Origin of the sequence: Saccharophagus degradans 2-40, assembly GCF_000013665.1 — a bacterium.
Lineage (GTDB): Bacteria > Pseudomonadota > Gammaproteobacteria > Pseudomonadales > Cellvibrionaceae > Saccharophagus > Saccharophagus degradans.
The window spans coordinates 2,165,773-2,186,517 of the sequence record NC_007912.1 but is presented as its reverse complement, the minus strand read 5'-3'; the positions used below and the strand labels follow the sequence as shown (position 1 = coordinate 2,186,517).

At 46.0% G+C, this 20,745-nt stretch carries 17 protein-coding genes; 7 read left to right on the top strand and 10 right to left on the bottom strand.

Annotation, left to right across the window (positions count from 1 at the left end):
* Positions 1-3: 3 nt before the first annotated feature.
* Positions 4-1,209 carry an MFS transporter gene (locus tag SDE_RS08945; RefSeq protein WP_041324493.1) on the bottom strand — a complete coding sequence of 402 codons (1,206 nt, stop codon included), beginning with the start codon at positions 1,207-1,209 and terminating at the stop codon, positions 4-6.
* A 309-nt stretch (positions 1,210-1,518) separates the two neighbouring features.
* Here SDE_RS08945 and SDE_RS08940 point away from each other — a divergent pair, with 309 nt between their 5' ends.
* From SDE_RS08940 to SDE_RS08925, 4 genes are all read left to right on the top strand, one after another.
* Positions 1,519-2,439, top strand: a complete 921-nt coding sequence (locus tag SDE_RS08940) for a sugar phosphate isomerase/epimerase family protein (protein WP_011468189.1) — start codon at positions 1,519-1,521, stop codon at positions 2,437-2,439.
* A gap of 287 nt (positions 2,440-2,726) precedes the next feature.
* Positions 2,727-3,902: a Gfo/Idh/MocA family protein gene (locus tag SDE_RS08935; protein ID WP_011468188.1), complete on the top strand. Its 1,176-nt coding sequence runs from the start codon at positions 2,727-2,729 to the stop codon at positions 3,900-3,902.
* A 22-nt stretch (positions 3,903-3,924) separates the two neighbouring features.
* Positions 3,925-4,980 carry a sugar phosphate isomerase/epimerase family protein gene (locus tag SDE_RS08930; protein WP_011468187.1) on the top strand — a complete coding sequence of 352 codons (1,056 nt, stop codon included), beginning with the start codon at positions 3,925-3,927 and terminating at the stop codon, positions 4,978-4,980.
* A 73-nt stretch (positions 4,981-5,053) separates the two neighbouring features.
* Entirely contained in the window at positions 5,054-6,256 is a 1,203-nt protein-coding gene (locus tag SDE_RS08925) for an MFS transporter (RefSeq protein ID WP_011468186.1), read from the top strand.
* A 151-nt stretch (positions 6,257-6,407) separates the two neighbouring features.
* Here the strand turns inward: SDE_RS08925 and SDE_RS08920 are convergent, their stop codons facing one another.
* The gene (locus SDE_RS08920; RefSeq protein WP_041324490.1) at positions 6,408-7,358 is read right to left on the bottom strand and encodes a hypothetical protein; all 951 of its coding nucleotides are present in this window, start codon (positions 7,356-7,358) and stop codon (positions 6,408-6,410) included.
* A gap of 421 nt (positions 7,359-7,779) precedes the next feature.
* Here SDE_RS08920 and SDE_RS08915 point away from each other — a divergent pair, with 421 nt between their 5' ends.
* A complete protein-coding gene (locus tag SDE_RS08915; RefSeq protein WP_011468184.1) occupies positions 7,780-9,411 on the top strand; it encodes a chitinase in 1,632 nt (543 codons plus the stop codon).
* Between the two features lie 112 nt (positions 9,412-9,523).
* Here the strand turns inward: SDE_RS08915 and SDE_RS08910 are convergent, their stop codons facing one another.
* Positions 9,524-10,702, bottom strand: coding sequence for a pectate lyase (locus SDE_RS08910; protein WP_011468183.1), 1,179 nt, complete (start codon positions 10,700-10,702; stop codon positions 9,524-9,526).
* Between the two features lie 437 nt (positions 10,703-11,139).
* Positions 11,140-13,659 (bottom strand): DNA internalization-related competence protein ComEC/Rec2, encoded by a 2,520-nt coding sequence (locus tag SDE_RS08905; protein ID WP_011468182.1) that lies wholly within the window; start codon positions 13,657-13,659, stop codon positions 11,140-11,142.
* A gap of 310 nt (positions 13,660-13,969) precedes the next feature.
* On the opposite strand from SDE_RS08905, the gene SDE_RS08895 reads away from it, so the two are divergent.
* Together SDE_RS08895 and SDE_RS08890 are read left to right on the top strand one after the other, a co-directional pair.
* Entirely contained in the window at positions 13,970-14,503 is a 534-nt protein-coding gene (locus SDE_RS08895; RefSeq protein ID WP_011468181.1) for a DUF2062 domain-containing protein, read from the top strand.
* A 150-nt stretch (positions 14,504-14,653) separates the two neighbouring features.
* Positions 14,654-15,055, top strand: coding sequence for a CBS domain-containing protein (locus tag SDE_RS08890; protein ID WP_011468180.1), 402 nt, complete (start codon positions 14,654-14,656; stop codon positions 15,053-15,055).
* Positions 15,056-15,058: 3 nt separating this feature from the next.
* Here the strand turns inward: SDE_RS08890 and SDE_RS08885 are convergent, their stop codons facing one another.
* The 6 genes from SDE_RS08885 to lolA form a co-directional block, all read right to left on the bottom strand.
* Positions 15,059-15,322, bottom strand: a complete 264-nt coding sequence (locus tag SDE_RS08885) for a hypothetical protein (RefSeq protein ID WP_011468179.1) — start codon at positions 15,320-15,322, stop codon at positions 15,059-15,061.
* An 85-nt stretch (positions 15,323-15,407) separates the two neighbouring features.
* Complete coding sequence (cysG, locus tag SDE_RS08880) at positions 15,408-16,784, bottom strand: siroheme synthase CysG (protein WP_011468178.1); 1,377 nt, start codon at positions 16,782-16,784, stop codon at positions 15,408-15,410.
* Positions 16,785-17,005: 221 nt separating this feature from the next.
* Positions 17,006-18,286, bottom strand: a complete 1,281-nt coding sequence (serS, locus tag SDE_RS08875) for a serine--tRNA ligase (RefSeq protein ID WP_011468177.1) — start codon at positions 18,284-18,286, stop codon at positions 17,006-17,008.
* Between the two features lie 11 nt (positions 18,287-18,297).
* The gene (crcB, locus tag SDE_RS08870; protein ID WP_049762607.1) at positions 18,298-18,699 is read right to left on the bottom strand and encodes a fluoride efflux transporter CrcB; all 402 of its coding nucleotides are present in this window, start codon (positions 18,697-18,699) and stop codon (positions 18,298-18,300) included.
* Between the two features lie 52 nt (positions 18,700-18,751).
* Positions 18,752-20,086 carry a replication-associated recombination protein A gene (locus SDE_RS08865; protein ID WP_011468175.1) on the bottom strand — a complete coding sequence of 445 codons (1,335 nt, stop codon included), beginning with the start codon at positions 20,084-20,086 and terminating at the stop codon, positions 18,752-18,754.
* A 4-nt stretch (positions 20,087-20,090) separates the two neighbouring features.
* Positions 20,091-20,717, bottom strand: coding sequence for an outer membrane lipoprotein chaperone LolA (gene lolA / locus SDE_RS08860; RefSeq protein ID WP_011468174.1), 627 nt, complete (start codon positions 20,715-20,717; stop codon positions 20,091-20,093).
* Positions 20,718-20,745 lie beyond the last annotated feature (28 nt).

Genomic DNA, 20,745 nt, shown 5'->3' with positions numbered 1-20,745 from the left:
CTTCTACTCTGCCTGCTCAACAGCCCAAAGCGTTTTACTAAATAAAAACAACACAAATAGTAAAGCGCTTGAAACACTCATTACTATAAAAACCGTTGGCAGGCTAAACCAGTGCAGCGCATAACCCGCAGCCAATGCGCCTAGCGGAGCCATGCCGAATAAAATAAATTGATAGAGCGCCATCACTCGGCCTTTCATGCTAAAAGTCACAAGCGATTGCAACACAATACGCGATAAGCCCGCAGAGTTACCGGCAACCCATCCCCACACACCTACCAGCAAATACAAGCCTACTAACGTTGGCTGTCGCGATAGCGCAACACCTACAACCCCCGTATACAGCAAACTAAACAAAGCACCTTGGCCAGGAAAGCGAACTTTTTCCGTATACAGCAGGCGAATGTTGGCCAAAATCATGCCTACTACAAAAGTAAACTGTAAAAACGCATACGCCTGTGAATTAAGCGCATACACATCGCGTGCAAGTATTGGCAGCACCACTACAAACACACCCAAATGCATATAGCCATTAAACGCAGCCAAACAAAGCAACTGCCGCAAACCCACGTTTTGGCGAAGCAAAATTAGCGGCTCGCGCCACACGGAGTTTTCAGGTGGGCGGGGCTTGGCTTTCGCTCGCACCAAAGAGCTGTAAAAAATAGCCGCAAATACAGACAACATCGCCTGCAACCCCAGTAGCAAGGCCATATCAAAATACACACTTAGGGTTACCAACAACACGCCAGCCCCTTGGCAACTAAACTGAACGGCGCTAGCGCTGGATATTTTGCGTTGCAACACAACGGTATCGAGCTGCATAAGTAGCTTTTCTCGTACGGGCTGAACCAAGCCGTTACAACTGCCTACTAAAGCGCCATACACCAACAGAAAAGCGAAAGTTAATTTGTCGGCGTGCAGCAAAAACGCAAACACAGCAAAGGTAATAGCCAAAGTAAGCTGCACCGCCACCATGAGCACAGCTGGGTTGTGCCTATCGGCTAAAACACCCGCTAACACAATAGAAAATAAACTAGGAATGAGCGCAGCGGCCTGCACCCAGCCGACATACGCCGATGATAAATGTAAAACCCCAACCGACAACCAAGACAGCAGCACAAGGTGGATACCCACCGTAATAGCTGCCAAGCCATGGGCAATTAGAAAGCGCCGCAAATGGCCTTGTTTTACATTCACTTCTGGATGATTCAAAAAGGCTAACCACTACCACAGTTTGGGGCAGCCATTGTAAACCCCTAAGCCACAGGACTCTAGCCAACCGAGGCATTAACGACTCTATATTTACCTGTTTATCAGTATGCTTATCTGAAATGTTAAACCTGCTTACTCGGCTCCGCGCAAAGGGCTGGCGAAACTACGCACAACCAGCTAAGGTAAAGCGCAGCAGTAACGTAAAACATTCGCTTGGAGCACTGTTAAAGCTTTATGTTAAATAGCTAGAGCCAAGTCGGCAGTTACCTCGCCTACCCTGCGAAATAATAAACAAAATGGACAGTTACTATGGCACACATATCTAGACGTCACATGTTCCAACTCGCCTCAGGGGCAGCAGCTTTAGCGGCAAGTACCAGCGTCGTTCCTGCACTTGCAGGCCATCACAAACACCCCTTTTTCCAAATTTCTCTCGCCCAGTGGTCGCTGCATCGCGCATTTAAAAATGGCGTCGCCAAGCCAGAGAACTTTGCATACATTGCCAAGCAGGTATTCGACATACGCGGCATTGAATATGTTAATCAGTTTTACTACGACACCTATAGCGACACATTAATAAAAAACCTCAAAAACCAAGCCGATAGCGAAGGTGTTGAGAGCCTACTGATAATGGTGGATCGCGAAGGAGACCTAGGTGCAGGTAATAAAAAAGAGCGCAAGCTCACCGTCGAAAAACATCATCGCTGGGCACATATGGCAAAAGCATTAGGTTGTCACTCTATTCGCGTCAATGCGCGCAGCGTAGGCAGCTACGATGAGCAAATGAAAAGTGCCGCCGATGGCCTGCATCAACTAGGCGACTACTGCGACAAACTTGACTTAAATGTACTTGTCGAAAATCACGGCGGCCTCTCTTCAAATGGCCAATGGCTAGCTGGGGTAATGAAACTGGCCGACCACCCACGCGTTGGCACCCTGCCCGATTTTGGTAATTTTGTAACAAACTGGGAAACCGGCGAAAGCTACGATCGCTACAAAGGTGTTGCAGAGCTTATGCCTTGGGCAAAAGCCGTAAGCGCTAAATCGTTTGAATTCGATAAAAATGGCAATGCCGTACAAACCGATTTTTATCGCATGATGAAAATAGTAAAAGACGCAGGCTACAAGGGTTGGGTAGGCATTGAGTACGAAGGCGACAAAGAGGGCGAAATAGAAGGTATATTCAAAACCAAAGCCCTACTCGAACACATACAAAAAGCAGACTCATAATAATTGCCATATCGCGTCAATATGTGTGCAGTAACAGCTAGTGTAGTTTGAAACTTACTTATCTATCCCGCCAACCGCGTTTGATCGCTTGCTCAACGCAAAACGCTTGGCGGGCTTAGATTCAAACTCTACCCTTGCCCCTCGCGGGAGGCACTGCGCAAGCTGCGCTTTAATAAACTTTAATAAAACAGAAAAACCAATAGCTAACATAAAAATTATCCAGATTTGTAGTGCGCAACAGCGTTAAACACAAGCTGCACACTACAACGCATTAAATGGAGTGAAATATGTCGAAAGTAAGAATGGGGTTAGTGGGCGGCGGCCCTGGGGCATTTATAGGCGACGTACATCGCATGGCCGCGCGAATAGACGGCGAAATAGAGCTTGTATGCGGTGCATTTAGCAGTCAGCCAGAAAAATCCACAGAGGCAGGCCGCGCGCTTTATTTACCCACATCACGAGTTTATGAAAGCTATATAAAAATGTTCGAAGCAGAGGCAAAACTCCCCGCAGAAGAGCGCATGGAATTCGTTGCCATTGTTACACCAAACCACCTGCACTACCCCATTGCTATTGCAGCACTAGAAGCAGGTTTTCACGTTATGTGTGAAAAGCCCGCTACATTTACTTTACAAGAAAGCTTGCTACTTAAAGCTGCCATAGAAAAAACAAGCTTACTTTTTGGCGTAACTCACACCTACACCGGCTACCCCATAGTGCACGAAGCACGCGAGCGTGTAGCGCGTGGCGACTTAGGCAAAATTACCAAGGTATTAGTCGAATACAATCAAGGCTGGCTGGCCGACAGTGAAGCGGAAGCAAGCAAGCAAGCTTCGTGGCGCATCGATCCCAAACAAGCAGGCATCAGCTGTTGCATGGGCGATATTGGTGTGCACGCAGCCAATTTAGCCGAAACCATTACAGGTTCTAATATAACCCGCGTGCTGGCAGACCTAGCTGCGGTAGTACCTGGCCGACAACTAGACGACGATGGCTCGGTACTTTTACGATTTGAAAATGGTGCCCGTGGTGTACTCGTTGCCAGCCAAATAAGCGTTGGGGAAGAAAACAATTTAACCATTCGTGTATACGGCACCAAAGGCGGCTTAGAATGGCACCAAATGAACCCGAACACCCTCACCTTAAAGTGGGCAGATAAGCCCGCAGAAACCGTACGCGCAGGCTGGGGATATTTAGGTAACACCGCTCAACACAATACGCGAACGCCCGCCGGCCACCCTGAAGGCTACCTAGAAGCCTTTGCCAACCTTTACACCAACTTTTCTGTTGCGGTTAAACAAACGCGAACCAATAAAGGCAATGGGATTACGCCAATAGAAGGTGTACCAGGCATTGAAGACGCCATTAACGGTATGGCGTTTATACAAGCGGTTGTAACCAGCAGCGCAGACGGCAATGTGTGGCTAGATATAAATAAAGTTATCGCCAACGCACAGCAATAAAACCATTACGAGGAGCAAAGCAATGGCAAATCAAATTAAAGGGCCTGCTATATTTTTAGCGCAATTTTTAGGTGACCAAGCCCCGTTCAATTCGCTGGATTCCATATTAGCTTGGGCCGCATCGTTAGGTTACGAAGGTGTGCAATTACCCACATGGGATACACGTGTAATAGATTTAAAAACCGCCGCCGAAAGCCAAACCTACTGCGATGAATTAAAAGGCAAATGCGCTGAGCACGGTTTAGCAATTACCGAGCTTTCTACTCACCTTCAGGGGCAACTAGTAGCCGTTAACCCCGCTTACGATTTAATGTTTGATGGCTTTGCTCCCGAACAAGTTCGCAACAACCCTACTGCCCGCACCCAATGGGCGGTAGACCAAGTAAAGTATGCCGCTAAAGCCAGCCAACGCTTAGGGCTAACGGCACACGCAACTTTTTCTGGCGCTTTGCTGTGGCACACCTTCTACCCTTGGCCACAACGACCTGCAGGCTTAGTAGAACAAGGTTTTACCGAACTTGCCAAACGCTGGGTACCCATACTAGATGTATTCGAAGAGTGCGGCGTAAACGCATGCTACGAATTGCACCCAGGCGAAGACTTACACGATGGCATTACTTTCGAACGATTTTTAGAAGCCACTGGCAACCACGCGCGTGCCAACATTTTGTACGACCCCAGCCATATGGTGTTACAGCAAATGGATTACCTTGGTTTTATCGACGTGTATCACGAGCGCATTAAAGCGTTTCACGTTAAAGATGCCGAGTTTACCCCTTCTGCCAAAAGTGGCGTTTACGGTGGTTACCAAAGCTGGATAGATCGCCCTGGTCGCTTCAGAAGCCTAGGCGATGGGCAAACCGATTTTGTAAGTATTTTTAGCAAACTCACCCAACACGGCTACGATGGCTGGGCTGTATTGGAATGGGAGTGCTGCTTAAAACACCCTGAAGATGGCGCAGCAGAAGGCGCACCTTTTATACGCGATCACATTATTCGTCGCGCAGAAAAAGCCTTTGATGACTTTGCTGCAACAGGGGCAGACGAAGCGTTAAATAATAAAATTTTGGGGCTGTAGTTTTAAAAAAAATCTAATTTGGACCAACTCTTATTCAACGTAAATCACAATAACAAATAAAGGTCGCTACACTATGACAACCATTAATCGAGGGCGCATATTTAGTGCCAGCTGCGTTGCACTTGTTGTAACCGCTATGACACTTGGTGTGAGAGCCGGCATTATGACCGAGCTCGCAATGAAATTTGATTTAACTGATGTACAGCTCGGCTGGATTGCAGGTATGGCCTTTTTAGGCTTCCCTGTTGCCACCATGGTGGGCGGCTTAATCTATAACTTTATTGGCCCAAAGAAGTTAATGTACATAGCATTCGCAGGCCACCTACTAGGTTTAATACTTACTATTACTGCCAGCGGATTTTGGACGCTTATAATTAGTACTTTCTGTATTGGTTTTGCGAATGGTTCGGTAGAGGCAGCGTGTAACCCACTCATCGCCGACATTTACCACAAAAACAAAACCACTATGCTCAACCGCTTTCACGTTTGGTTCCCTGGGGGTATTGTGATTGGTGCACTTATGTCAGCGGGCTTGAGCCAGTTAGGCATGGGATGGGAAATAAAAATTGCCATTATGTTGCTGCCAACAATCGTTTACGGCTACATGATATTTGGCCAAACCTTCCCAGAAATGGAAAATACCGAAGTAGATACCGCCATTAATTTGCGCGCTTTATTTACCCCACTTTATATTTTTATGCTTATCTGTATGACCCTAACCGCCACCACAGAGCTAGGTACACAGCAATGGATTGAGCGCATACTAGGTAACTCTGGTGCCCACCCCATGTTGATTCTCGCTATGGTGACAGGCTTAATGGCAGTGGGTCGATACTTTGCTGGCCCCATTATTCACGCATTCAACCCAGCTGGTGTTTTGTTATTTTCTGCAATAATGGCATTTTTAGGTATTTACCTAATGAGTATTGCATCTGGCCCATTGGTTTATGCTGCTGCCATTATTTTTGCTCTTGGCGTAACTTACTTTTGGCCAACTATGATTGGGTTTGTTGGCGAAAACTGCCCTAAAACTGGCGCGCTTGGCATGTCCCTTATTGGTGGTGTGGGTATGTTTTCTGTAAGTATGTGGAGCCCAGTAATAGGCGGCTGGTTAGAATCCGCCAGAGCAGATGCGTTAGCCAATGGCTTAGTAGGTGAAGCGGCTGAACTGGCAGCGGGCCAATCCACTTTAGCCAATATATCGCTCTTCCCAATAGTATTAATTGTGCTATTCACTGGCCTATTAATATACAAGCGCAAATTTGCACCTAAATAATATTACTTGCTCGGCAAAAACTAATAAGCCCCTACAACACAGTGTTGCAGGGGCTTTTTTATACCAACTGGCTTTAATTTCAAATATTTGAATATAATTTAAACACCGCTAATTGTTATTCAAAACATTCAAGCCATTAATACCGCTATTTTTACAGGCCTTTTTTACCAAACACCTTACGCACACCATCCCCAAACGCCGAACCGGTAATCTTAGTTAATCTATCGCTTCCCAAGCCAATCATGCCCTTTATTGCTTCGGTAAAAAATGGCGTATTTAAATGGGTATTAACATTAGCGTTGTGATTAAAATTAGGAATAGCGTTAATTTCTATAAACTTTACTTCGCCATTGTCTAACGGCATTACATCTATACCTAACATAATATAACGTGTAGGGCTGGTGGCTTTTAACGTGTCTTGCAATATTGGCAATATCTTTCTTAACGGCGCTTTCGCTTTGTCTGCCAAACCTTTTGTTTCTTTATATTCAGAGGCTAGCGTAAGCGTTACTGCACTATTGGTATCTTCGTACCCTTTGTGATCTACCTGTACGGAATAATCTGTACTGCCCTTTTGATATTTAGGGCCGTGCAACAATATAAAGCCTTCATCAAATAAATAAACACCGCCATTCCACAAAAGCACATACACGCGTCCAACGGCTTTGCGGCCATCAATTAACCCTAGGTTTTCTATACCCGCCTGTAATATGTTGAATTTTGGCAGCTCAAAGTCTTTTAATTGCTGGTGGGCTATAACCTGAATACCGCGACCACCAGAAAGATGGCTAGGCTTAACAAACCAAATATCCACAGGGTCTTTATGCGCTAAGGCGTCTTCAACCGACGTAAATGTGGCTGGAAACACATCCTCAATACCGTGTTTTTTTAACTGCTTTGCAACGCTGCTTTTACTTTCTAAGGCATTGTAAACACTGGCATCTATTAGCTGTATATCTGTTTCTTGCTCATCGGGGTTTTCGCCATAAAATTTGCACCAATAGCTAAAGCGAATATTTTCTTTAACTTCGTAACGGCTATTTATTGTGCTAGCCGCCTTATTAAATTGCGCAACAGCCCTATTTGCAAAAACTTGAAGCATGTATCTTTCCATTTGCCGAGTTATTCTTTTCTGCATCATACCCTTTGCCCTGTTGGCGTACAATTTTCACATACCCTAAACGATAAGTGCGTTTTAACCTGTATCAACTCACCTGCCTATTCATTCACTAAAACCACCAAAACCATCACAAATAACATTCCAAACTTAAAACCAGCCAACACCATAGCCAAAAGATAATTGACAACGTTGTCGCAAATACAGTAAAACTACCTCTGCGCTAGCCGAGAATAGACGCAATAACGACTTTTAAGCGCATACAGCAGCTAAAAGCGTATAAAATTAATAAAACTTAGCACCAGAAAAAACCTAAAAAGCAGTACCTCAAACCATTCAATTCCAGAGTAAACACTACTGGAATTCACTTTATTTGCGTTAGCAATAACGCTTTTTAGGGGTTCGTATGTTTAAAAAAACTTTAGCCGTTGCAGGGCTAGCTTTAGCAGCAAACAATGCATTCGCAGCAACCAATTGCAGTGACCTCACCGACTGGAATAGCAGCACAGCCTATACCGGTGGCACCTCGGTAAAACACGCCAACAGTAAGTACACCGCCCAGTGGTGGACACAGGGTGCAGACCCGACAAGCCATTCAGGCCAATGGCAAGAGTGGAAATTTATAGATCAGTGCTCTTCATCGTCTAGCTCAAGTAGCTCTAGCAGCAGTTCCAGCTCGTCCAGCAGTAGTTCAAGCTCTAGCAGCTCATCTTCAAGCTCTTCCAGTAGCACCTCTTCAAGTTCATCCAGCTCATCCAGTTCTGGCGGCAGCTGTACAGACGCCCCCGTCTTTGCAGAAAACACCGCATATAACACCGGCGATGTTGTAACCAACTTAGAAAATTTATACAGCTGTGTTGTACCCGGTTGGTGTAAATTGGGTGGCGCCTATGAGCCAGGTCAAGGCTGGGCGTGGGAGCATGCTTGGAACCACGTAGGTACTTGTGGTACGTCATCCTCTTCATCTAGCTCGTCTTCCACCTCCTCTAGCAGCTCAAGCTCGTCTAGCTCATCCAGTTCATCAAGCTCTAGCAGCTCGTCGTCATCCGGCGGTGTGGGTGGCGGAAAGGTGCCTGCACACTCACTTGTAGGCTACTGGCACAATTTTGTTAACGGCGCAGGCTGCCCAATGCGCTTAAGTGAAATGTCGGATAAGTGGGACGTAATTGACATTGCCTTTGCCGATAACGACCCAGCAAGCAATGGTACCGTACACTTTAATTTGTTCCCCGGTACAGGCAACTGCCCAGCAATGAATGCAGAACAATTCAAAGCCGATATGCGTGCGCTACAGGCACAAGGTAAAGTATTTGTGTTATCGCTTGGTGGCGCAGAAGGCACCATAACCTTAAACACCGATGCCGACGAAGTTAATTTTGTTAACAGCTTAACTAACTTAATTAACGAGTGGGGATTCGATGGTGTAGACATAGATTTAGAAAGCGGCTCGCAACTTTTGCACGGCTCGCAAATTCAAGCGCGCCTCATTACGTCGCTGCGCACCATTGATGCCAATGTAGGCGGTATGGTGTTAACCATGGCACCAGAGCATCCTTATGTACAAGGTGGCTACATTGCTTACTCAGGAATTTGGGGTGCGTATTTGCCAATTATTGATGCGCTGCGCGATCAGTTGGATCTACTGCATGTGCAGCTGTATAACAATGGCGGCATCCTATCGCCTTATAACCCGCAAACGTTCCCTGCAGGCTCAGTAGATATGATGGTTGCCTCTGCACGTATGCTTATAGAAGGCTTTAATACGGGCGATGGCGGTTACTTCCAAGGTTTGCGACCAGATCAGGTATCACTAGGCTTACCTTCTGGCCCAAGCTCTGCTGGCTCTGGCTTGGCAACTAACCAAGCAATCATGGACGCATTGGATTGTATTACCCGAGGAACACATTGCGGCACTATCGACGCCGGCGGCATATACCCGTCATTTAACGGTGTAATGACGTGGTCGATAAACTGGGATGCCCACGATGGCTATATTTTCTCTAACCCTATTGGCGATAAGGTTCACAGCTTACCGTAACAAGTTAACCAATAAAGCTAGCACCTAATATGTTGGTTTTTTGATATCAAAAAAAGGGCACACATGTGCCCTTTCTATGTTTAGATAATTACTTTAATTAAATGTAAGTAAATTAAAGCCCACTTACATCTGACCGCGAAACATCACAACTTGCGGTATTCCAGTACTCGCCATATTTTGTAGAAGAATTGCCCTTCTGTACGCCTTGATATTCGTCACACACATGCGGGCTGCCAGAAGAATAATTCTTTATTTTTAGGTCGCGAATGGTCGCTCTATCGCCGTAATTGCGGTTAACACCAGCAATTGCGCCAATACTTGCGTCAATATTCACGCTATAAACCAGTAAATTACGCGGACCGCCGTTGTTTGTACAGTTACCACACGAGCGCCACAACTTACCGTGGGTACCATATGCAGTGAAGCCGCCGGCAACAATTGTTGTGCTGTTTTTCGAGTTGTGCTGAAAAATTTTATCCGGTGTACCACCATACCCGCCAGTAGAGTTATACGCCGAACCACCCACAATAGTCAGGGTGCCACCTTCAGACTTATTCGTGGCAGCATCTTCACAAATATCGTTCCAAACAACGTCGGCTAATGTGCAGTTGCCACTAGTGCAGTGAATGCCATCCGCACCACCGTTTGCAGCCAACTTAACATTGCGAATGGACGAGTTTTTAAGGGTTAGCACCGCGCCTTGAGTTTCACTATCGCCTACACAACTAAGGCCTATTGTTTTGCCGCCACAATCCACAAAGCGGTTTGTTAACGTAGCACCTGCGTAACACTCACTTGAGCTACCTACCTTTTGGAAGGTCCACAGCTGCCCCGCGCCGCCCCAATATGAATAAAGGCGGACATCTGCGCCGGTGTACATACTCATACCCCATACATCCAATGCGCGCCCGCTAAATTTAGACGTAATTGAATAGTAATCGCCACTTTGATTATCGATATACCAACGTTGGTTATCTGCGCCTGTGTATGCCCACTGACGAAGTTCCGCACCATCGTCTGCGTTCCACGCATATACATCTAATGACTTACCGCTGTGCACTGGTCGTATGGAGTAACTGCCATCGCTAAGCACTGCCACGTCAAACTGCTGGTTCACACCACCCAAAGCAAACCACTGCATAACATTGGCGCCATCTGCGGTGCTAAAGCTATCTACATCTAACGCGTTGCCATTAAGTTTAGAAACAATAATGTAGCGGCCTGAAGACAGTGCAGCAAAAGAACTAACACTAAAAGCCAACAGCGCCACCATAAGGATAAGTTTTTTCATATTTGTACTCTCATTTTTATGATTATTTTATTCCCCTGCTTAGAGCTGCGTAGGTGCAACAAACAAGGGAAGCCTCCGCAAACAATGAGGCTAGAAATTGCAACATAGCCACTGAAACGGCACACAAATATTACTCACTCACACTAATTTATACTATTAAAGTACTTTATATGCGTTTTGTAATTTCCCTTTATATTTCAACTAGTTATAAGCAATAAGCTCAAGTGATGTAACGTAGCTGTAACGCTGATGTAACAGCATTTACATACACATTAAAGTCACACCAACCCATTCTTTAGTTGTAGTTAACGCGTCTAACTGCTTAGAATGACGAGGGAAAAGACATATAAACCATCACTTCACATATAAACCATATTAGAAATTAATCTAAGCTGTGAGCGGGCCGTTTTTACTCAAAAAGGTCAAATAGCGCTATATCAGAACCACAATCGCTTGCGGCTAGATCGCGCAGTATTAACTCTCACTTGATCGCCCTTCTCTTCTTCCATTAACACGACGCGTTCACGGACCTCATCAATCTCACTCGCTGCTGCAGTAAACACAAATTCTACAGCTCCATCTAAGGCAGTATTAAATGTAATTGCACCCGCTTTATCAAAGCGTTTAGCAACCACTGCACTTGGGTGGTGATACCTATTTTTATAGCCTGCGCTATACACCACATAGCTGGCGTTTACGGTATCTATAAACTCTTTAGATGAGGATGTTTTGCTACCGTGATGCGCAGCCACAAGCAAATCCACTTTTGTTGGTAGCAACCCACTCGCTATTAAATGGCGCTCGACTGTTTTATCTATATCGCCTGGCAGCAATATTTTTCTATTTTGGAAAGTAACCAACAGCACACAGGATTGATTATTTATATCCTGCTTCACAAAAGACGGTATTAACGCGGGCATAGAAGGCGGCCATATAGGCGAAACAGAAAGCTCCCCTAGCTGCCAATGCTCACCGGCAGCACAGGTAGCTAACGGCGTATTTAAAAGTGCGGTTTGATTTATAAGGTGCGTTGTTTTTTCTAAACCTAAAGCCGATGCAATGACCTTAGATGCGGGCATTAAATTTAACAGCGGCCCCACCCCACCTGCGTGATCGTTATCTGAATGACTTACAAATACAGCATCTAGCTGGGGTATGCCTTTACTTTTTATTACTGGGTAAACAACCCGCGACCCCATATCAAAATCGTCGGAAAAAGCTGCGCCGGCATCGTATAAAAAATTAGCCGATGGCGATTCAACTAATACCGACAACCCCTGCCCCACATCTAGCACAGTTACAACAAACTTATCTGGTTTGGATGATTGATCAAAGAAAACACATACAGCAATGGCAACTCCGAGTGCTCTACATGCCAGTGCACGTGGCAATAAAATTAAAACCGTTGCAAAAAATGCCAGCCATTTAGCCGGTGTAGAAAGCGATAGATTAAATACAGGCAGTGTATTTTGAATATCTACCACCCAATTCAACCACCAAAGCACTATAGCTAAGAGTGTATCCGCAACCTGCAAACAACCGAGCGCACCCCATTCCCAAATAGAAAACAGTACACTAGCCAATAGAACCAAAGGCACGACCAAAATAGATACAACCGGTACAGCCACAACATTAGCAAACGGACTTACCCAGCTAATTTGCTGGCCAAGCACAATTAAAAGCACGAATAACCCAACAAATAACTGCCACTGCATGAGCATTAGCGCTTTAGCACCGCGCAGTATTTTACTTGCGCTAGCAAAAGCCTTGGTTGTTTCAACATTTGTAGCAAACGCAGCAGGTTTTGCAGTAAAACTAAAAAACAGACACGCAACCGCACCAAAGCTTAACCAAAACCCTGCAGATAAAAACGCAAATGGGTCTACCAGCACAACAACAATGGCAGCAATTATTAATATACGTACACCGCTAAAATATTTGCCTGTTATTAGCGCAAAGTTAACTGCAACCACCATAATAAGCGCCCGCATAGTAGGCACCGCAAAGCCTGCTAACCCCGCATAAAAAAATGAAAATAAAATTGAAAAAATAAAAGGCAAGGCAAGTACAAAATAAGAGGATCGATGTAATCTAGCACTGGCTTTTAATAGCCCAAAGCCAAACCACCAACCTAAAGTGGCAATTAACCCGATATGTAAGCCAGATATCGCCATTAAATGCACGGTGCCAGACTTGTTTAATACTGCCCAGCGCGCAGTATTAATATGCGATTTATCGCCATACGCCAAGGCCCGCATTAAATCGTGATGGCGCAGCTTGTTTTCGGCTTTGGTAAACGCATTATCTAACCACTGGCGACGCGCTTCAAACGTTGCAAGCCCACTTGCAAGTTGCGAAACATTTACAACTTTATCTTTAGTGCGCACATAGCCGGTTGCCATAATGCCCTGCTGTAACAACCACGCGTGATAATCAAAGCCATCGGTATTTACAAGGCCCCGAGGTTTACGCAACCGCACGGTTACCTGCCACTGCTGCCCAACCTCTAACGCGGGTGCACCATACCAAGACAGCCTAATAGATTCCCGCCAAGGCGTAAGCGCTTTACATTTTAACGGCTGAGCAAGGCTCACAGTCTCTGTACATGCGATAGACACAGGCTTGGCAATAAACCGCGTGCTTAGCGCACCTACCTGCGGCAAAGACGCAACCTCAAAGTGTACGTTTAAATCTTGCAGCTCAAGCTCTACGGGTAACTGCGCATTTACTACATGGGAAATACGTGCAACCCCCATGCTCACGCCAAGTAAGGCAGCCAATAGCATAGCAATTACAATGCGTACGCTTTGTAAATATCGAAGAAAATGGAGAAAGAGGTATAACCCCACTAAAGAGAGAATAACAATAACGGCTGTTGAGAGAGAGCATGGCGCGGATGGCAGCCAAACCACAGCCCCTAGAGGGATTAAAAAACACAGTAGTAAGCTATTTGGCATTCCTTGCCTCCAATCTAAGCTATTTGCTCCTATCTTTGCACCTATACTGGCATCTGTATTAGGGTAGAAGGCAGCCGATACTCGTAATACACCTTAAAGCGTGATTTTTATGCACTATCCTTGCGCACAGCCAGTTACGAATAGTATTGCCAAACTTAACCTAGGTCAAAGATCACTGGCACAAGGTAGCACTACACGGCATAATAGCGCCCGTTTAAAACAATGCTCAGCAATAACGTTGCAAATTCCAGCGAATTTACCCTCTGATGTAGGGTTCACAATATCCCTAGAGTTTTGGTAAGCCTTATACATGCCTAGAAAAATCTTTAAGAGCTGGATTCCAGACCCCGTAAAGATTCGCAATAATCCTGCGCTCAAGTTTCTTGGTGTATTGTTGCACGACCCCTACCTTTTCCATCTAAATCGCCACTCTGTAGCTGTCGCTTTTTTCGCTGGCTTGTTTATCACTTTTTTACCCATTCCTGGCCAGGTACCGCTGGCAGCGCTTGCAGCACTCGTACTGCGCTGCAATTTGCCCATCACCATTGCGTTAGTTTGGATAAGTAACCCGCTTACCTTCCCCATTATTTTCTACGCGGCCTATAAGCTTGGGGCGCGCCTATTAGACCACCCCCCGCAAAAATTTCATTTTGAGCTTACGTGGGAATGGCTGCAAACCGATTTTGCGCACTATTGGCAACCGCTGCTATTGGGCTGCATTATTGCCAGCTTTTTCTTTAGCTGTTTAGGCTACGTAACCATTAACTGGATGTGGCGCTGGAATGTAAGCAAACGCTGGAAAGAACGCGCCGAAAAACGCGCCCTTAACAAACCTCACAAATAGCCCTCTTTCCCCCCATAAGCCGCCGCTATTACACCTAGTGTATCAGCCCCAAACTGCACCTTATTCCTACGCACACGCCACTTGTGTGGCCTAGTGGACAGTTTTGCTAACTTTACTAAACTTAAGGCATAGCCAAGGGTTGAGTACTGTATGTCTATAAAGAAAATGATGACAACGCGCTTAATAACCGCTGCCCCGACAGATACTGTTGGACGGTTGAGCAAAATTTTTGCCACGCTGCCCATTCACCACGTATTGGTTGTAGAAGCAGATAAGCTAATTGGCGTTGTATCTGACAGAGATGTGCTTAGAAATATTAGCCCTTTCGTAAACACCAAAGCGGAAGAAGCAAAGGACACGTTCACCCTTTCGCGCCAAGCCAAGCAAATAATGAGTAAAAAACCGGTAACCATTCGGGTAGATAGACCCGTGCGCGAAGCGGGCAAACTTATGCTAGAGAAAAAAGTAAGCCTACTGCCCGTTGTAGATGAAAACGAGCAGCTTATAGGTGTACTTAGCTGGAAAGACGTGATGAGGTTTATCGTCGAGTAACGATTAAGCCTCTGTTTCTATTGAGGGTATGCCGCCGCGATCTGTTTTTCTGCGGCCCTTCTTGCTAATGCGCATATCGTACACTGGCCGCTTACTGCCTTGCCGCGAGCGTCTATCTTGGTTTTTTCGACGCTCGATAAATGGCTTTTTGGGGCTGCCCACAGGCTGACGCTCGCCGCTAATACCATCCGAGGGAGCGGCTTGGTCTTTACGCGCAGGCGTCTTTGTACCCATTGTAGGGTGTGTGGGAGTGATTGAATTAACCATTGTTACACCAACAATACACCAACTAGTTGTTAAGCTTATAGGCAAATAACATGCCCTATAAGCTTATATCGGCCGATTACGGTTATTATTTATACCAATTTAATTTTTCGTGACAGCGAACTACATCACCAATAATCAGTAAAGTTGGCGCATGAACGTCCAAACCCTCTATTTTTGCCGCCAGTCCAGCTAAATCAGACACATGTACGCGCTGCTCAGGCAGCGTGCCGCGCTCAATTAAGGCCGCTGGTGTACTTGGCGATTTGCCATACTCAATTAACTTACTGCAGATAGTTTCTAGCCCCGCTAAACCCATGTAAAACACCAACGTTTGCTGTTTATCGACAAACTCAGACCAGCGGAAATTCTCTTTACCTTCTTGTAAATGACCAGTAATAAAACGTACAGACTGCGAGTAATCGCGATGCGTAAGAGGAATACCAGAATAGCTGGCGCAGCCAGACGCGGCCGTAATACCAGGCACCACTTGGAATGGGATTTTGTGCTCGGCGAGCAGGTCTATTTCTTCGCCGCCACGGCCAAAAATAAACGGGTCGCCGCCTTTTAAGCGCAATACGCGCTTGCCCTGCTGTGCCAGCTCTAGCAGCATTTGGTTGATTTTTTGCTGCGGTACCGCGTGCTCGGCGCGCTTTTTACCTACATAAATACGCTCGGCATCGCGGCGAGTCATTTCTAAAATAGGTTCCGATACCAGCCTATCGTAAAGCACCACTTCTGCTTGCTGCATTAATCGCAGCGCCTTAAAGGTAAGCAAATCTGGGTCGCCTGGGCCTGCCCCCACTAAATAGACTTCACCCGTTTTTTCTACCGATGCACTATCTAACTGCGCCTCAATTAACTGCTCTGCAGCTGCCAAGTTACCGCCCAGTACTTTTTCGGCAATGGGGCCATTTAAAATATTTTCCCAAAAGCGTCTACGCAAATCGCCATTTTCGAATACGTCCTTTGCGCGCTGACGAAATTTACTGGCCAGCTGTGCCAATTGGCCATACGCAGCGGGAATGGAGCTTTCCAGCATACTGCGCACACGGCGCGCCAACACAGGCGCTTCGCCGCCGCTGGTTACCCCAATAATTAGGGGCGAACGATCAATAATGGCCGGCATTATCACGCTGCACAATGCGGGGCTATCGACCACATTCACCGGTAATTTAATTGCGTGACAATCTGCCGCCACAACGCTATTTACCGCATCGATATCGGTTGCAGAGATAACCAAAATCACATCGTCTAGAAACGTTTGATCGTACTCTTGCTTAAACACCTTGCCATTAGACGCAGCAACAAGCTTCTCTAGCTCTTCCGAAACCTTTGGCGCAACAACATGTAGCTTAGCGCCCGCTTTATGTAATAAGCGCGCTTTACGCGTGGCTATTGTTCCGCCACCTACTATTAAGCATGGCTTAGCTTTTAAATCGAAAAAGAGGGGTAGATAATCCATAGCTGTAACCTAAGGGTATTAATACAAGCCAATATTGTTAGCAACTTTCACACAACACAGTATGCGCCTAGCCTGCAAAGGCTGAGTTATTGTAAAAATATAGCTTATTAAAACGGAAGAGAGTAAAAACAAAATCGCCCCATTTTAACGGGGCGATTGCGTAACAGGAGTAAGCTAAACAGCTAACTAAACAATTAGCTAAACCGTTAGTTGGTTACCAACTAAGCCTTAGCAATAACCGTTTTACCATTCATATACGGTTGCAAAGCAGCAGGGATTTCTACACTGCCATCTTCGCGCTGATAGTTTTCTAAAACAGCTACCAATGTACGGCCCACAGCCAAACCAGAACCGTTAATGGTGTGCAGTAATTCTGGCTTATTGGTTTCGCTATTGCGGTATCTGGCCATCATTCTGCGCGCTTGGAAATCACCAAAACAACTGCACGAAGAAATTTCGCGGTACTTACCCTGCGAAGGAATCCACACTTCTAGGTCGTAGGTTTTCGTCGCACTAAAGCCTATGTCGCCGCCGCACAGCACTACTTTACGATAAGGTAAGCCCAGTTTTTGCAATATAGCTTCGGCGTGCTGTGTGAGCTCTTCTAACGCGTTGAGCGAGTCTTCTGGCTTAACCAACTGCACAAGCTCTACTTTTTCAAACTGGTGCTGACGAATCATGCCGCGCGTATCGCGACCGTAGCTACCTGCTTCAGAACGAAAACATGGTGTGTGCGCAACAAATCGCACAGGTAATTGGCTCTCATCAAAAATTTCACCGCGCGCAATATTGGTAACAGGTACTTCTGCGGTGGGAATTAAATAGAACTCGCGATCGTCGGTAAGTTTGAACAGATCTTCTTCAAACTTTGGCAATTGGCCGGTACCATAGAGTGAATCTTTATTCACAATATAAGGCACATATACTTCTTCGTATTTGTGCTCATCAATGTGTGTATTGAGCATTAACTGAGTAAGCGCACGGTGCATGCTTGCAATATCGCCACGCATTAACGAAAAACGCGCGCCAGTAATTTTAGTAGCCGTTTCAAAATCTAAACCGCCAATGGCTGCACCCACATCTACGTGGTCTTGCACTTCAAAGTCGAAGGTTTTTGGCTCGCCCCACTTACTAATCTCTACGTTGTCGTCTTCACTTTTACCGGCAGGCACATCATCGTGCACCATATTTGGAATAGCAGAAACCAACGCTTCCAACTCACCTTGCAATGCTTGCAGGTTTTGCTCGGCTTCAGCCAATGCCGATTTCAAGTTATCAACTTCTTGCAGCAATGGGCCAATATCTTCACCCGCGGCTTTTGCTTTACCAATATTTTTAGAGCGGGTATTACGCTCTTGCTGCAACGATTCGCACGCAGTTTGCAATGTGCGACGGCGCTCTTCTAACGCTGTAAACGCTTGGGTATCTAATTCATAGCCACGCTTTTTTAAATTTTCGGCTACATCGTTTAATTGATTGCGAAGTAATTTCGGGTCCAACATGATTTAAACACTTATACTAGTTTTTCGGTTAATACGATGGCCACAACGACCGCCGAGATGCTTAATACTACATTCGCTACAACATAGCTAATTGCTATTTGCCAATGGCCACTTTGCCACAGGTGTAGCGATTCGATTGAAAAGGTAGAAAAGGTGGTAAACGCACCTAAAAATCCAATCATTATTACATGGCGCCACACTGGTGCCAGCATGGCTTTTTCTACAATAACAACGTAGAACACGCCCATTAAAAAAGAGCCCAATACGTTTACTGTTAATGTCGCAACAGGAAACTTAAGTTGCGCCGGCATCCACGCAATAGAAACACTGTAGCGTGCCAGTGCGCCAAGCGCCCCGCCTAGCGCAACTGCGAGCCATAAAATAAGCGATGTTGCAGGTACAGCAGAAGTCAAAATAGTCAGCCTTACATTTTAGTTAACCGCATGCTACGCAACAGCGATTAAGTTAATCTGATTTATCGTGCCGGGCTTGCTCATTTAAACTGCGCAAATTACGTAGTTTTTCGGCAATTTTAATTTCTAAGCCGCGCTCAACTGGCTGGTAATACGCTCGGGGCTCTAACTCATCTGGAAAGTAGTTTTCCCCAGCTGCAAAACCGCCCTCTTCGCTATGCGCGTACCTGTAGCCTTCGCCGAACCCCAAATCTTTCATCATGCCAGTTGGTGCATTGCGCAAGTGATTGGGCACTGGGTGGCTAGGCGAGCTTTTAACATCTGCCATTACAGCGTTGAACGCATTATACACAGCATTACTTTTAGGTGCTGCAGCTAGGTAAACAATTGCATGCGCTATAGCCAGTTCTCCCTCTGGGCTACCCAATCGCGTGAACACATCCCACGCTGAGGTTGCAATTGCCAGGCCACGCGGGTCGGCATTGCCTATATCTTCGCTCGCCATACGCACTACCCTGCGGGCAATGTATAGCGGGTCGCAGCCGCCATCGAGCATTCGGGCAAACCAATACAGGGCTGCATGAGGGTCGGACCCGCGCACAGACTTATGCAATGCGGATATCTGCTCGTAAAAGATATCGCCGCCCTTATCAAAGCGGCGAAAATCACCAGTTACCACCTGAGTAAGTATATCTAGGTCGATACACTCGCCATCTTCGACTAAATCGGAGGCTATTTCCAATAGGTTGAGCAAGCGCCGAGCGTCGCCATCAGCGGCCTGAATAAGTAAATTCGCCCCATCTTCAGCCACATTCAACTCGCGCGCACCCAAACCGCGCTTGGTATCGGCGAGTGCACTTTGCAAAAGCTCGGTTAAATCTTGTTGGGTAAATCCCTTAAGCACATAAACCCTGCAGCGGGAAAGCAATGCATTATTAACCTCAAACGAGGGGTTTTCTGTTGTTGCGCCAACAAATACAACGGTGCCATCTTCAACGTAAGGTAAGAAAGCATCTTGCTGGGATTTATTAAAGCGGTGCACCTCATCCACAAACAACACCGTGGTGCGACCGTACATATTGCGCTGTTGCTCGGCTTCGGCAACCGCTGCGCGAATTTCTTTTACCCCAGACAACACCGCCGATATGGCTATAAAGTGGCCTTGTATTTCATTGGCCAATAAACGTGCGAGCGAGGTTTTACCCACCCCTGGTGGGCCCCATAAAATCATAGAGTGAATTTGGCCGCGCTCTAAAGCCAATCGCAAAGGTTTACCCTTGCCTAGCAGATGGGTTTGCCCCATATATTCTTTTAGCGTACGCGGCCGCATACGGGCAGCCAATGGCTGATGCAGCGGCGCAGTATCGAAGAGGTTTTGGCTAGACATAACTCTATTCGATAATTACATCTACACCAGCGGGCGGCGTAAATTCAAACTGTGCGGGGGTAAGCGCAGCTTTAGTATTGACTTTACCGAAAGTAATAGATGTAACTTGATCGAGCATATCGTGCATAACAATTGACGCAAGCTGGTCTTTCTTGAAAGTAACAGTCAACTTCTTAAAATCGGCATTTGCAGTATCTAAATAACTTAACTCAAAGCTGGTGCTTTTTTTATCGTTACTCGCACCGCTTTTGGTTACTTTAAACTGCTTTTCTATCGCACTTCGGTTGCCCGAAAGAATACTTGCGGGGCTATTACGCATTTTTTCAGATTGATAAATACTTACTTGCTCTAAATCTGGGTCGTACACCGAGATGGTGTCTGGGTTAGAAACAATTATTTGCTCGTACGGAGGCAGTGTTCGCCAGTAAAAATACCCGGGGCGTAAAATTTTAAATTCGCTCTCCGTTTTTTGTATTTCTTCCCCGTCTGCCGAGGTGATTACCTGCATTGCCTTACCGCTGACCGTATTAAATTGATCAAGCTTACCTATCAACGCATCAATATCATCAGCTCGTACAACTGTGGCTACCAACATAGTTACAGCCACCAAACAAACTTTCGTTAAACGCATACACATAACCTTAGCTTTGCGAGCTATT

What these genes read in the sequence shown, in the direction of transcription:
- SDE_RS08905 (WP_011468182.1), bottom strand. Translation starts at nt 13,659, where the DNA reads ATGCCAAATAGCTTACTACTGTGTTTTTTAATCCCTCTAGGGGCTGTG.
- serS (WP_011468177.1), bottom strand. Translation starts at nt 18,286, where the DNA reads ATGTTGGACCCGAAATTACTTCGCAATCAATTAAACGATGTAGCCGAA.
- SDE_RS08890 (WP_011468180.1), top strand. Translation starts at nt 14,654, where the DNA reads ATGTCTATAAAGAAAATGATGACAACGCGCTTAATAACCGCTGCCCCG.
- SDE_RS08895 (WP_011468181.1), top strand. Translation starts at nt 13,970, where the DNA reads ATGCCTAGAAAAATCTTTAAGAGCTGGATTCCAGACCCCGTAAAGATT.
- lolA (WP_011468174.1), bottom strand. Translation starts at nt 20,717, where the DNA reads ATGCGTTTAACGAAAGTTTGTTTGGTGGCTGTAACTATGTTGGTAGCC.
- SDE_RS08930 (WP_011468187.1), top strand. Translation starts at nt 3,925, where the DNA reads ATGGCAAATCAAATTAAAGGGCCTGCTATATTTTTAGCGCAATTTTTA.
- SDE_RS08865 (WP_011468175.1), bottom strand. Translation starts at nt 20,086, where the DNA reads ATGTCTAGCCAAAACCTCTTCGATACTGCGCCGCTGCATCAGCCATTG.
- SDE_RS08935 (WP_011468188.1), top strand. Translation starts at nt 2,727, where the DNA reads ATGTCGAAAGTAAGAATGGGGTTAGTGGGCGGCGGCCCTGGGGCATTT.
- SDE_RS08940 (WP_011468189.1), top strand. Translation starts at nt 1,519, where the DNA reads ATGGCACACATATCTAGACGTCACATGTTCCAACTCGCCTCAGGGGCA.
- SDE_RS08915 (WP_011468184.1), top strand. Translation starts at nt 7,780, where the DNA reads ATGTTTAAAAAAACTTTAGCCGTTGCAGGGCTAGCTTTAGCAGCAAAC.
- SDE_RS08920 (WP_041324490.1), bottom strand. Translation starts at nt 7,358, where the DNA reads ATGCTTCAAGTTTTTGCAAATAGGGCTGTTGCGCAATTTAATAAGGCG.
- SDE_RS08925 (WP_011468186.1), top strand. Translation starts at nt 5,054, where the DNA reads ATGACAACCATTAATCGAGGGCGCATATTTAGTGCCAGCTGCGTTGCA.
- cysG (WP_011468178.1), bottom strand. Translation starts at nt 16,784, where the DNA reads ATGGATTATCTACCCCTCTTTTTCGATTTAAAAGCTAAGCCATGCTTA.
- SDE_RS08885 (WP_011468179.1), bottom strand. Translation starts at nt 15,322, where the DNA reads ATGGTTAATTCAATCACTCCCACACACCCTACAATGGGTACAAAGACG.
- SDE_RS08910 (WP_011468183.1), bottom strand. Translation starts at nt 10,702, where the DNA reads ATGAAAAAACTTATCCTTATGGTGGCGCTGTTGGCTTTTAGTGTTAGT.